General features: G+C 66.5%; 11 protein-coding genes and 1 pseudogene. 6 read left to right on the top strand and 6 right to left on the bottom strand.

Annotated features, from left to right (window positions below; translation table 11 throughout):
- Positions 1-31: 31 nt before the first annotated feature.
- A complete protein-coding gene (locus tag HR086_RS09460) occupies positions 32-982 on the bottom strand; it encodes a hypothetical protein (protein ID WP_174465415.1) in 951 nt (316 codons plus the stop codon).
- Between the two features lie 59 nt (positions 983-1,041).
- Between HR086_RS09460 and HR086_RS09455 the strand changes: the two genes are divergently transcribed.
- On the top strand, positions 1,042-1,452 hold the full coding sequence (locus HR086_RS09455) for a VOC family protein (RefSeq protein ID WP_141647649.1): 411 nt from the start codon (positions 1,042-1,044) through the stop codon (positions 1,450-1,452).
- Between the two features lie 74 nt (positions 1,453-1,526).
- On the opposite strand, the gene HR086_RS09450 is transcribed toward HR086_RS09455, so the two are convergent.
- A complete protein-coding gene (locus HR086_RS09450; RefSeq protein WP_141647648.1) occupies positions 1,527-2,420 on the bottom strand; it encodes a 1,4-dihydroxy-2-naphthoyl-CoA synthase in 894 nt (297 codons plus the stop codon).
- A gap of 426 nt (positions 2,421-2,846) precedes the next feature.
- Here HR086_RS09450 and HR086_RS09445 point away from each other — a divergent pair, with 426 nt between their 5' ends.
- Entirely contained in the window at positions 2,847-3,266 is a 420-nt protein-coding gene (locus HR086_RS09445) for a hypothetical protein (protein ID WP_174458936.1), read from the top strand.
- Positions 3,267-3,437: 171 nt separating this feature from the next.
- On the top strand, positions 3,438-4,328 hold the full coding sequence (locus HR086_RS09440; protein ID WP_174465414.1) for a DUF1003 domain-containing protein: 891 nt from the start codon (positions 3,438-3,440) through the stop codon (positions 4,326-4,328).
- An 83-nt stretch (positions 4,329-4,411) separates the two neighbouring features.
- On the opposite strand, the gene HR086_RS09435 is transcribed toward HR086_RS09440, so the two are convergent.
- The 3 genes from HR086_RS09435 to HR086_RS09425 form a co-directional block, all read right to left on the bottom strand.
- The gene (locus tag HR086_RS09435) at positions 4,412-6,145 is read right to left on the bottom strand and encodes a PA14 domain-containing protein (RefSeq protein WP_174465413.1); all 1,734 of its coding nucleotides are present in this window, start codon (positions 6,143-6,145) and stop codon (positions 4,412-4,414) included.
- Between the two features lie 507 nt (positions 6,146-6,652).
- The gene (locus HR086_RS09430; protein ID WP_174462611.1) at positions 6,653-7,360 is read right to left on the bottom strand and encodes a hypothetical protein; all 708 of its coding nucleotides are present in this window, start codon (positions 7,358-7,360) and stop codon (positions 6,653-6,655) included.
- A gap of 257 nt (positions 7,361-7,617) precedes the next feature.
- Positions 7,618-8,100, bottom strand: coding sequence for a hypothetical protein (locus HR086_RS09425; protein ID WP_141647640.1), 483 nt, complete (start codon positions 8,098-8,100; stop codon positions 7,618-7,620).
- 539 nt (positions 8,101-8,639) lie between these two features.
- Between HR086_RS09425 and HR086_RS09420 the strand changes: the two genes are divergently transcribed.
- Both HR086_RS09420 and HR086_RS09415 read left to right on the top strand, forming a co-directional pair.
- The gene (locus tag HR086_RS09420) at positions 8,640-9,134 is read left to right on the top strand and encodes a hypothetical protein (RefSeq protein ID WP_174465412.1); all 495 of its coding nucleotides are present in this window, start codon (positions 8,640-8,642) and stop codon (positions 9,132-9,134) included.
- Between the two features lie 48 nt (positions 9,135-9,182).
- Positions 9,183-9,473, top strand: a pseudogene (locus HR086_RS09415) (tyrosine-type recombinase/integrase); the annotation flags it as partial.
- A gap of 21 nt (positions 9,474-9,494) precedes the next feature.
- On the opposite strand, the gene HR086_RS09410 reads toward HR086_RS09415, so the two are convergent.
- The gene (locus tag HR086_RS09410; RefSeq protein WP_174465411.1) at positions 9,495-10,760 is read right to left on the bottom strand and encodes a cytochrome P450; all 1,266 of its coding nucleotides are present in this window, start codon (positions 10,758-10,760) and stop codon (positions 9,495-9,497) included.
- Positions 10,761-11,154: 394 nt separating this feature from the next.
- Between HR086_RS09410 and HR086_RS09405 the strand changes: the two genes are divergently transcribed.
- Positions 11,155-12,354, top strand: a complete 1,200-nt coding sequence (locus HR086_RS09405) for a DUF2314 domain-containing protein (RefSeq protein ID WP_174465410.1) — start codon at positions 11,155-11,157, stop codon at positions 12,352-12,354.
- Positions 12,355-12,449 lie beyond the last annotated feature (95 nt).

Genomic DNA, 12,449 nt, shown 5'->3' with positions numbered 1-12,449 from the left:
CACCCCGACACTGCGTGCGCCCCCTCCCCTGTCAGCGCAGCAACCGACCCGACACGTGGAGCACACCGCGCGCGGCCCGGCGCACCGCGTCCACGCGCCGCGACTCCACCCAGGGAGGGTCCACGGGAGCGTCCCAGTCGAACACGCGCAGCCGCGACAGGAAGCCCTGCTTCACGCAGCCCTCCAGGCTGAAGACGTGCAGGTCATGCGTCCAGCGCACCGCGAGCCGCAAGTCGCGCGACAGCTCCGTCCAGTCCAGCGGCGGCGCCGAGAGGACCCCTGGCAGCTCCACGCCGCCCCCTGTGCTGCCCACCGCGAGCGAGCCCGTGCCCGGCGCGTAGCTCCACAGGAGCGCGGCGCCTCGGGGACGCACGAAGCTGGTGTAGAGCATCAGCACCTCCCGGTCCGCGGGCACGTCCACCAGACCCGCCACGCGCCGCAGCACGGAGGAGCGCGCCTGGCGCTCATCCACGATGAAGGGGAACTGGTACGCGTCCACGCGGTAGCCATCCACGCGGATGCGCTCCACCAGCGCGTGGTAGCCCGCCCTCGCCTCGCGGGAGCGACCTCCTCGGAGGATGAGCCGCGAGAGCATCCCAGGAAGACTCCGCAGCGGCGCTTCGGCCCACCTGCGCAGCTCCTGGATATCGGGCTCGATGTCCAACCCCACGCCGGCCCACTCGAGCTTCTCGTCGTCCGTCCACGTCCTGAAGGCTTCGTAGCGCGCACGCGCTTGCAGCACGTTGCCCGCGTGGAACCAGTAGCCCTGCTCCGGAGGGAGCAGGAGCCACGCCGTGACGGGGATGCCCGCGCGGTTCAGGCGGCGCACCACATCGGCTCGCTCGGGGCTCAAGTCCAGGAGTCCCAGGCTCACGCCGGCGCGCATCGCCTGGAGATCGTCGATGACGCCTTCGGTGTTGAACAGTTCGCGAAGTGGCTCCGGAGCCAGCTCGCAAAAGAAGGTCAGGAAATGGGGTTTCATGGCAGCCTCGCGCCTCCACGCGTACCCCCTCAGGGGCGCACATTTCCGCGAGGAGCACCATGGAATTTCACAGAGGCCGGATGCTCGACCACGTCCACCTCCGCGCCAAGGACCTGGCGGCGAGCAAGCGGTTCTATCAGGCCATTCTCGAAGTGTTGGGCATCCCGCTGGGCTCGCATGGCCCCGACAACTTCTTCGCGGACGAGCTGTTCGTCAGCACCGCGGACCCCGGTGCGCCGAGTGGACGCGGCGTCCATCTGGCCTTCCAGGCGAAGGACCAGGAGATGGTGAAGCGCGTCTACGAGGTCGCGCTCGCGGCCGGTGGGAAGGACAACGGCGGCCCAGGTGAGCGGCCCTACCACCCGGGCTACTACGCGGCCTTCGTGCTGGACCCGGACGGTAACAACATCGAAGCCGTCTACCATGGCCCGGCGAAGCGCTCCGCGCCGTCCGTGGTCTTCACCGTGTAGGCAGCTGAAGCATGTGAACGGCCCGCTCTGGGGTGTCTCCGAAGCGGGCCGAGTCTCACGAAGCGAAGCGCGGTTCAGTAGCTCCAGGGGAAGCGCTTGAAGTCGCGCTTGCGCTTCTGCACGAAGGCGTCGCGGCCTTCCTGGGCCTCTTCGGTGCCGTAGGCCAGGCGCGTGGCCTCGCCCGCGAAGAGCTGCTGCCCCACCAGACCGTCGTCGGGCAGGTTGAAGGCGTACTTCAGCATCTTGATGGCGGTGGGGCTCTTGGTGTTGATCTCCGCCGCCCACTCCAGCGCGAAGTCCTCCAGCTTCTCGTGGGGCACCACGGCGTTGACCATTCCCATCTGGAAGGCCTCCTGCGCCGAGTAGTTCGCGCCCACGAAGAAGATTTCGCGCGCCCGCTTCTGGCCAATCTGCCGCGCCAGCAGCGCCGAGCCATAGCCACCATCGAAGCTGGCCACGTCCGCGTCGGTCTGCTTGAACACCGCGTGCTCCTGGCTCGCGATGGTCATGTCGCAGACGACATGCAGGCTGTGTCCACCGCCCACGGCCCACCCCGGCACCACGGCGATGACCGCCTTGGGGAGGAAGCGGATCTGCCGCTGGACTTCCAGGATGTGCAGCCGTCCGAGGCGTGCCGGGTCGGACTCGCCTTCCTCTCCCTCGTACTTGTAGCCGTCCTTGCCGCGGATGCGCTGGTCTCCGCCCGAGCAGAACGCCCAGCCGCCGTCCTTGGGGGACGGGCCGTTGCCGGTGATGAGCACGCAGCCCACGTCCGTCATGAAGCGCGTGGCCTCCAGCGCCTTGGACAGTTCGTCGACGGTGCGGGGACGGAAGGCGTTGCGCACCTCGGGACGGTTGAACGCGATGCGCACCGTGCCCTGGTCCACCGCGCGGTGGAAGGTGATGTCCTTGAACTTGTGGCCCTCGACGGGCGTCCAGCGGGCCGGATTGAAGATGGCCGAGACCATGGGTTTCTCACTCGGGAGAAAGGGGGGAACGGGCGCGGACCCTACGCCGGCACGAAGGGAGCGTCCATCGTCCATCCGAGGATGGCGAGGTTCATTCCTCCGGGCTAGTCCCTCAGTGGAGCGGTGAGACACTCGCCGCCTACCCATCCGAGCGCGGCGACGTGCAGGGGTTGGTGCAAGAGCGCTTCAAGTCATTTGGCGTCCATGGTGCGGCACCGGAGGATCGAGCCCGCTGGATGGTCGACGTCAAGCAGACGTCTACGGCTGCGCTCCGCGATGAGGAACAGGCGGAGGCGTCATCCCGCCGTGGCAAACCGTGTGCATGACTTATCTCTGGTTCGGCAGTCCAAGCAGGCCCTGCCTTCATGCGAGTTCGTGACCACCTTTCTACTGGGTGACTGTTCCGCTCAGCCCAGGAGGTCTCGGATGAAACGATGGACCCAGCACCTGCTCCTCGGACTCCTGCTGAGCACGCCTCCCCTGGCCCTGGCCGTGGACACCCAGGCGAGCGGGGACTCGGCCCGTCCCTCCCCTGCCCCAGATGCCGAGGGCACGAGCGGCACACCTCGGGCCTTCTCCGGCCCGGTGCTCGGAACCGCCCCGGGAACACTCTTCGTCACCGGTCCCAGCGGCGCTTCGATTCCCATCCGCGTGACACACCAGACACGCATCGCCGGAGCGACTGTCCCGCGCGACCAGGACATCGAGACCTATCTGCGCGAGAACCTGAAGCCCGGCCGCTCCGTCCGCGTCCAGTTCGACGTCAGGCCCTTCTCCGACGGTACCCCGCAGAACGTCGCCTCCACCGTCGAGCCGAAAACCTCCCGCGAATCCCCTTCGCCGTGAGCCACGTCGCGAAAGCACCGCGACTCGTTGGAGCCACAGTCATCCGGCCGGGCCCTACTTTTCGGCCCTGGGAAAACCATCGTCCCGTGACACGGTGACGCTGGGCGAATTGCTCGGAAGGTGCCAGCCTGCGGAGCGCACGGTGCAGCCCTTCGCGAGGAACTCCGCGTCATGCCCGCCGACGTCGCCCTGCTCAAGGAAGTGCCCCTCTTCGCCGCCCTCGATGACGAGGAGCGCGCGCTGCTCGCCAACCAGCTCGAGGAAGTGCGCCTGTCCGCCGGAGAGAAGGTGTTCAGCCGAGGAGACCCCGGCGGCGCCATCTACATCGTCAGCTCCGGCGAGGTTCAAATCTCCGTCGAGGACACCACCGGCCAGGTCATCGTCTTCGAGACCGCGCGGCGCGGCGACTTCTTCGGCGAGCTGTCCCTGCTGGATGGAGACCCGCGCAGCGCGGATGCCCGCGCCATCCAGGAAACGTCCGCCCTCAAGGTGGACCGCGCGGACCTCGAGCTCCTCTTCCGGCGCCACCCCTCCAGCGCCATGGACGTGCTGACCGCCATCGGCCGTCGCCTGCGCGAAGCAGACAAGATGCTGCACAGCCGGCCATCACTCAGCCCCAACGAGATGGTGGAGGAGCGACTGACGACCATCCAGCGGCTCGCGGATGGACTGGCCGCCTTCAGCGGTACCTTCACCTTCATGATGCTGCACGCCGTGTGGTTCGCGGTGTGGATCACCATCAACCTGGGCTGGATTCCCACGTTCCACGCGTTCGACCCGTTCCCCTTCGGCCTGCTCACCATGGTGGTCAGCCTGGAGGCCATCTTCCTGTCCTGCTTCGTCCTCATCAGCCAGAGCCGGCAGGCCGCCAAGGACCGAATCCGCTCCGACGTCGAGTACGAAGCCAACATCCGCGCCGGCATGGAAGTCACGCAGCTCCACGCCAAGCTGGACCACCTCTATGCGCAGACCATGGCCCGCCTGGACGCCGTCGAACGCGGGCGCCCACCCTCGGCTCCGACGACCTCCAAGCCCGGCCAGCCCGCGGCATCCCAGGGCTGACCGAGCCACCGCTGGCTCCAGGCTCAGTTTGGCGCGGAAGCCCAACTCGCCTCCATCGAGCGGAAGTGCAACGCCAGTTGGCGTCAGGGGGCGCAGATGATGACCGAATCAACCTCCAGGTCTGGCGGGTCATAGACCGCCGCGGTGTCCGGCCCGACGTTCCAGGTCCCCTCCGGCTGCACCGCGAAGTCGATATAGGGGCGCCACCCATCGGCGAGCGCCGTGCGGAAGGCCTCGTCGGTGACCCTCCCGTTGAAGCCAGACGTCTGGTAGGTCGCGGTCCGCACCAGGATGCGCGAAGAGCCCAGGCTGTCCCGATAGTAGTATCGGGCAATCGCCGGAACCGCGGCGGCGTCCCACTCGACTTCCCAGACGTGGGCCGCGGAGACCAGATTGGCGAAGGGGCCGACTTCGTTGTTCGAGGTGTGAATCATCGGGCTCGAGCCGACGTGCGTGGTGGCCGAGAACTTGTTCGGGTCATTGGCCGTGCCCTTGGGGGAATCCCACCAGGTCTCGATGAGGTCGAGCTCGCCATAGCGTGCATCGCCGAAGCTGTTGCGGGCCCACAGGGCGGGGAACGTGCCGGGCATAGGGGTCGGCATCCTCGCGTGGAAGGCCATCGCGCCCCTTCCCGGAGCGAAGGTGCCCTTCCCCTTCAGCCATGCGCCCGAGTAGTAGTTCGTGCCCGCGCACCTGGCGGGATTCTCCGGCGTGATGTTGGGATAGGGGTCCGCGCAGTGGCGCTTGGAGGCGACCTTCAGCTTGCCGTCCTCCACCTTCACGTTGGCGCGGAGCATCTTGGTGAGCTGCGTGAACGCGCCCCCGCTGGGGTTGTTGTTTCCCTGGATGACGTCCCACTTCGTGGTGTCGAGGGCAGTCCCGTCGAAGTCGTCGCGGAAGAGCTCGTTGGTGAAACCCGGAGGGCAGTCGAGCCTCGTGACAGGGATGGGAGGGCCCACGGGGCCGGGGAAGAGGTTCTCCTTGGGGATGATGCCCTTGGGCGTCGACGGCGATGACCACGAGAGCATTGCCACGGCGTTGCCAGTGTTCTCGAAGTACTCGAGCACGATGTCGTAGGGCTCGCCGGCCTGGAGCGCGCTGGTCCCGGAGTTCTCGATGGCGCCGTGTGCGGTCCAGTTGTCGATGATGCGCGTGCCATTCACCGTCAGGCGGATGCCATCGTCGCTGGTGGTGTAGAAGGTGTACGTCTCCGTGTGGTCGGTGCTGACCTTGCCCGTCCAGCGCACGCTGAAGGTCTCGGCGCCGATGTCGGCGAGAGGCGCGGCCGCTCCCCAATTGAAATCGACGGTGGCATCCACTCGACTCACCGAAGCGCCAGTGAAGTCGACGTTGTCGAAATATTGCCCCTGGAGCCCGGTGCCGCTGCGACCCGTGACGTCGAGCCAGATGATGGACGAGACCAGAGATCCGGCCGCCGCACTGTTCTCGAAGAGCAGCTCGGTCCGGAGCAACCTTGCGTCCGCCACGTCCAGGCTGGCGAACGTGTCGCTGAAGTTCCCGGGAGTGGTGGTGAGTCCGTGGAGGGGCCCCGTGGCGAGCAGGGTCGCGCCATCGTAGAGCTTCACGCGGAGCGAGCCGGCGCCTCCGTTGATGGCCCATCCGTCGTAGTTCACGACGACTTTCGATGCGCCGCCGGGCATGGCGCTGTCGTGATAGCCCAGGGTCAGGGTCGATGACGTTCTCGCGGGGGCGCTGCGCGCGAACGAGCCGCCGCGATCACTCGCCGCGAAGGAGACACCGTCATCCATCAATCCATGGATGGGCGCGCTTCCTCCGCCCGCCCAGATGCCGCTCATGGCCTCGTCGCTGCTGGGAGACACACTGGACGAGACGAGCGCCGAGGGGGCTGTCTCACTCGCTTCGAGGTCGTCACCCTTCTCGGATGAGGAGCCGTGGCACGCCGCGAGGAAGGCAAGGGAGAAGACAGGGAGAGTCCGGAGCGTACGTATCGCTCTGTTCATGAAGAGTACCCTTGGTAGGCACAGCGCCAGGAACTCCAGATGTCTCAAATTCCATGTAGCGCGGTTGCACCAGCAATTGTGCACGGGGCTTTCTCACCCCGTCAAGCCATCGCTTCGCTTGTCTTCACGAGTGCGCAACAATCCGGAAGACTTCTCCATCAGGGGCGGAACCATTCCTCACTCATGATGACATTGGCACCTTCGCAAGGGATTGAACCGCTCCAGCGCGCCCGCGTCGAAGTCGCTGTCGAGGTGCGCCCGCGTGGTGCGGCGCCGGCGCATGAGCTGTACCTTGATGTGCTGGGCGACTCCTCGCGCCTGCGAGACCTGGAGCTGTCTGTGTCAGTTCGCGTCGGTGGCCTGGGCGACCGGAACGCGGCACATCTCCAGGAGCTTCTTCTTCTGGACGGCCGAGGCGCCCGCCCAGTCCGGATGTTCCGAGGCGACACAGGTCGGCTGGGAGGGGGCCTCGGGCGGAGCCTCTGGCCTGGCGATCAACGCACCAGGGCCGCTGGTCTGTCCCAACTCCAGCTCCAGCAGCATGCCGCGGATGGCCTCCGCCTCATCCTTCCCGGTCATCTGGTCCCGGCCGTGCCAGAGCGAGCCGGTGATGACATTCTTGTCGCATCTCGGCACCCAGGTGGGCGGGGCGTCACTGCACACCGCGCGGCCATCCAAGGTGGGATTGCCGAACAAGTCCATCCGGGTGACGCCGTCCTCGCGTGGCGTCAGCAGCACGAAGAACATGGACCCCACCGTGTTCGTGGAGCCGTAGACGATGTCGCCCCCCGACACCGTGGTCAACGCCGTGCGCAGGCCCTTGAAGACGTAGACGAGGCTCCCGTCCTTGCGGACTTGCTTCTCCGTCACCGGGAAGCCGCGCTTGCTCATCAACTCCGTGATGCGTCGCGCGGCGTCATCCGGGCCTCCTTGGAGGAGTGCCTCGGACTTCTTCGCGTCCAGGAATGAGTGACTGCTGGTCCGAATGCTGGAGATGCAGCCACTGCCCAGCATCACCATTCCCGCCAGGGCCCATGCTTGGATTTTCATGGGAAGGCTCCCTAGCATTTGTCATTCCAAGCCCATCGCTCGTCAGGCTTTCGAGCGGAGAAGGCCCCGGCACCTCGCATCCGCGTGCCGCGTGTCTTCATGACAGACCTTGATGCGGGGAAGTACGTAGATGCTGATTCCGCATGTTTTGCGGAAATCGCACTGCCATTTCCTCCACGCGCGTGTCTCCACCCGCCCGGGCCCCGAAGTGGCCAGGGACGGGCGGGCACTGACTCCGGGCGTTGAGGACAGCCAGCTCAGGGCTCGGGGAAGCCTTCGCGCACCCACACGTTGGCGGTGTCCCTGTTGAACTTGAAGTTCATGGGCACGCGATGCTTCGCGACAGTCGCACCCGCGTCGTCGGTGGCCGAGAGCAGCGCGTGGGGCTCGTACTCATCGGCCACGATCTCCAGCAGGACCTCGTACCAGCGGCCCTCCCAGGCGATGGAGAGCTTCCGGGTCAGGGCCTGGTCGCGCTGTCGCGCGGAGCGGTCGAGGACCTCCGAGGCCGTCTTCACGAAGGTCGCGAACGCTGGCGCATCGAAGGGCTTGGGGTTCTTCTTGTCGCGGCCCATCACCCACGGACTGATGAGGACGGGCTCGGCAATCCCCTGCTTGCGGATCTCCACGGCCCAGCCGTCATCGTCCTCGTTCTTGATGACCCGGGCCGACCAGCCGTTCTTCTGCCAGAACGTGGGCTCCATCACTTCAGGCTCGGTAGGCGTGCGCTCGTCGCTCATGGGGTTCCTCATACCCTCCGATGGCCATTTGCCAGAGCAGAGAATGAGCTTTCCCCTGCACCACGGAAGTCGACCGTGCGCTCGACCGCCTCGCGGCCGAGCGCTCCTCGCTGGATGGGAGGCGGTGGGGATCGAACCCTCTCCGGACGGCGCGAAACTCCCAGCAGAATCGCGCCCTTACCTCGCAACCGTCCGGAACGACTCAACTTCGGTATCCCTCCGCGTCCCCTGTCGTCCTGTCCCGTTCCCGTCCATTCCGCAGGTTCGTGCGACCTACGTGCAGCATGGGCGGCCCTTTCATAGGGGCCCAGGTCCCCAGCCACAGCCTAGTGGTACCCAACCCATCCCGGTCGGCACCTCTCTCGTAATCAGTGGTCCGAAGGATCCGGGCAGGTCAGTTGCTGCTCCGGTAGCTCGGGGCCCGCCCCAGGAACGAGTCGATGAACACATGCCTCTCAGAAGTTGAGGCAACCTCGCTTCTTCTCTGATGCGGATGGTGCGCGTTGTGTTGCTGAATGAGAGTCCAGGGAGAGAACCTGATGAAGAAGAACCTGATGTGCCTGACCGCCGTGTTCACGCTTTCCGTTGCCGTTCCCTCCTTCGCTTCTGAGCCGCCCCCGGAGAGCAGCACCGCCAGCATCTGCCCAATGACGAAGGTGACCGAGAACACGCTGAAGATGAAGCCGAAGCCGAATAGCTCATTCCCCGTGGGCGGAATCAAGGCCCCCAAGGTGTCGTGCCACGACAACAAGGAGAAGTTCAAAGCCGGGTACCACTTCAAGCTCTTCGTCTCCCCCGACCGTAAACAAAGAATCGACTACCTTCACAAGCCCGAGGAAATCCAGGCTGCGTGCCAGAACGCCTGCATCGAGCAGTCGAAGAATTGCAAAGAGACGTTCGCGAAAGGCGATAAAGCCAAAGTAGCCATGTGCAACGCCCAACTCCACGATTGCATGGCCGCCCATAACGAGTCTCATTCAGCCGTCTTCAAGAAGATTTCGGATACACACTGCACAAAGTACGGCGAACCCTGAACGACGGGTCGCAGTTCTTGAATGGCCTTATGCTGCGAGTCGAGCGGGACCATTTGGCGCGGTGTGGAGGACTTGCCGAAGGGTGGACGCGAGCGGACGGTCGACCTGCCCCGTTCGGTGGTGGAGGCGCTCAAGTCGCACCGGCACCTGCGCGATCGCTTCGTGTTCTGCCAAGAAGACGGCCGGCAGCTCACCGACGGGAAGATGGAGGCGCCGCTTCGACGTGCGCTCCGGGTGGCGGGCATCACCCGCGAGCAGGGGCAAATAGGCTGGCACGACCTGCGGCACACCTACGGGAGCCACCTCGCAATGAGGGTGGTTCCGCTGAAGGTAATTCAGGCGTGCCGCTCCACGCTGTCGTCAGCGAACCTGGGGCGCGTGGACCTCCCACGCGACCTCGAGGCTCTCGTGCCTCCTGACGGTGACGCTCCTCAAGAAGCCCGGCGTCTGCCCTGGCACCAGCCGGAGCCCCGGGAGACTCCGCAGAAGGGCCTCCAGCGACAGGCGTGCCTCCAGCCGTGCGAGCGGCGCGCCGATGCAGAAATGGAGGCCCTGCCCGAAGGCGAGGTGCTTCTTGACGTCAGGCCGCCGGACATCGAAGCGCTCCGGCTCGTGGAACCGGGCCTCGTCGCGATTGGCCGACGCGTAGACGATGCGGATGTGGGCTCCTTTGGGAATGGAAACGCCCCCAAGCTCCACCGCCTCCAGCGCGGTACGGAACATGGCATGCACGGGAGAGGTCATCCGCACCGCCTCCTCGACCGCGCCCGCGATGAGGCCCGGGTCGTCCCGAAGGGCCCGCAGCTGCTCCGGATGCTCCAGCAGCAGCTCCACCGCTCCCACGATGAGGCCCGCGGTCGTCTCGTGCCCCGCGAAGTGCACCTGCATCAGCATGCTCACGAGCTCCGCCATGCTCATGGGCGGCGTCATCCCCTGTGACCCGGTGACGATGTCGCTCATCAGGTCATCCCGGGGAGACGTTTTGCGTTCCTCGAGTGCCGCGGCGAGGTAGCGCTGGAAGTCGACCACGCCTCGCGCGCATGCGACCTGGTGCTCAATGGGGCCATGCGCCGCGAGGACCGTGGTCAGCTCGTCGGACCAGCGCCGGAACCTGTGGATGTCCGCGCGAGGGATTCCGAGAATCTCCGCGATGATGCTGCACGACAGTGGATGGGCGAACCGCAGGAACAGGTCCGCCTTCCCTTCCTTCCGGAAGGAGTCGATGAGTTCGTCCACGAGGGCGCGGATGAAGGGTTCCTTCTCCGCGAGACGCCGCCCGGTGAAGGCCTTGCTGACGAGGCTCCGGAAGCGCGAATGCGCTGGCGGGTCATTGTCGACGAGGCTGGGGACCAGCGGGTAGCCGTCCATCAGCGCGGCAACCACCTCCGGAGGCGTCGTCGCGGCGCCCACGGTGATGGACTCGGCGGACGAGAAGCGCTCGGTATCGGCGACCACTGCGCTGATGTCCGCATGGCGCGTCACCACCCACGCTCCCAGCGCCGGGCTGAAAAACACCGGCTCCTCCCGCCGTGCACGCGCGAGGAACGGGTGGGGATTCTCGAGCTGGGGAGAGTCGAGCGGGCGATACTCAGACCCGAGTCCTGAAGCGGCGCTGTCCTTGAACATGCGTGCTGACCTCACTCAAAGGTTCGTCGGGTGTTCAGTGCGGATGGGAGGCCCCGCGAATCCTAGCAGGCCAGCAAGACGCACCCGCATCCCGACGGTGACGACGACGCCATGACGAAGCTGGGACAGGAACGGCCGACTGTCGCCTCCGGGTGGTAGGTTGCCGTCACCTACCTTCTTCGAACAGGGCGTGAGGATGAGCATGCGCGGTGTGACCGCCAGGCGGTTGGGTTTCGTGGGGTTCTGGGGCGCGGTGCTCTGTGCGCTCGCGCTCTCGGGCTGTGCCACCCGGGCGGCGACTCTCCGGCCGATTCCCCCACCGCTGCCACCAGGCCCGCTCTTCTCCCCGCGTGCCACGTTTCGCTTCGCCGTCGTCCACACGCCAAAGCCTGGCATGCCAGTCCTCCCGAAGGTGGAGGAGCTGGTGCGCGAGCGCTTCACCGTGCTGCGGCTCGCTGGGGAGGGCTTAGGGGCAGCGCCCCTGCCCACCGTGCGCGTCTCGGAGCGAGCCCTGAAGGACCATCCTCTCCCCGAGCAGGGGATGCTGGAAATCGCCGCGCGCGGCCTCTCGCCCCAGGAGCAGGCGCAGCTCGCGGCCTCCGAGCGCATCACCGTCCTGGAGTTCACCACCGAGCCCCCGGCTTTCGAGGCGGTGCGGCAGGCGCACGCGCTGGCCCTGGAGCTGGCCCGCGCCAGCGGCGGGCTGGTGTGGGACGAGCATGCCGGGGAGTTCTTCTCCGTGGAGGGCTGGCACGAGCGCCGGCTCGAAGGCTGGGACGGCGGCGAGCCGATGCTGCCACGCCACTTCAACACCCGTGTCTACTCGGAATGGGACGGCACCGCACGGCTCATGACCGCGGGACTGGGCACCTTCGGCCTCCCGGACCTGGGAGTGCAGCAGGTCCCGGCGCCGCTCGCGCACACGGTGGGCACGTTCATGAACCTCGTCGCCCAGCTCATGGTCGAAGGCACTGCCATCCGCAAGAATGGGGTCTTCCCCATCACCGTGGACGCACTGAAGCTCGCCTCCTATCGCGAGGCCCTGCTGGAGCAGGTACCGCCCGAGGCGCCACGGCGCACCTTGATTGGCCTGCTCCCCGTGGACCCGAGCGACGTGGAAGGTGAGAACCGGCTGGTGGAAATCATCTTCAAGGCTCGGCCTGGCGACAACCCCTCGGAGCGCCCCTATGCCGCCATCTCCGAGGTCTTCGGCACGCAATCCGAGATTGTCCATGTCGACGAGGACCCGGAGCTGCTGGCCGCGAGCCGCCGCGCCGTGGAGGCCCTGCTCACGCGAATCAAACCGCGCTTCCAGGAGGGTCTGGAGCTGGAGTCGAAGCTGCTCGTGAAGGCCCGCTTCACCACCCATGACGGGGGCATCGAGTGGATGTGGGTCCACGTCACGCGGTGGGAGGGCAGCGTGCTCCATGGCGTGTTGAACAGCGAGCCGGAGGCCGTGCCCGAGCTGAAAGCAGGCTCGCCCGTGACGGTGGGGGAAGACTCGCTCTTCGACTACATCCTGGAGCGGGACGGTGGCTCCGAGGGCAACGAGACGCAGCGCCTCATCCTTGAGCGCTCGGGCAAGACGCGCTGACCGGGTGGAGGCGACCTCGCCCACTCGCCCACGGTCAGGCAGGTGCTCGAGCACTTGAAGCGGCCCGTGGATGTGCCGCCTCTTGCACCGGCACC

Source organism: Myxococcus sp. CA039A (assembly GCF_013336645.1).
Taxonomy (GTDB): Bacteria; Myxococcota; Myxococcia; order Myxococcales; family Myxococcaceae; genus Myxococcus; species Myxococcus llanfairpwllgwyngyllgogerychwyrndrobwllllantysiliogogogochensis.
The sequence above is the reverse complement of the archived record's forward strand: the minus strand, read 5'-3'. Positions and strand labels throughout refer to the sequence as shown.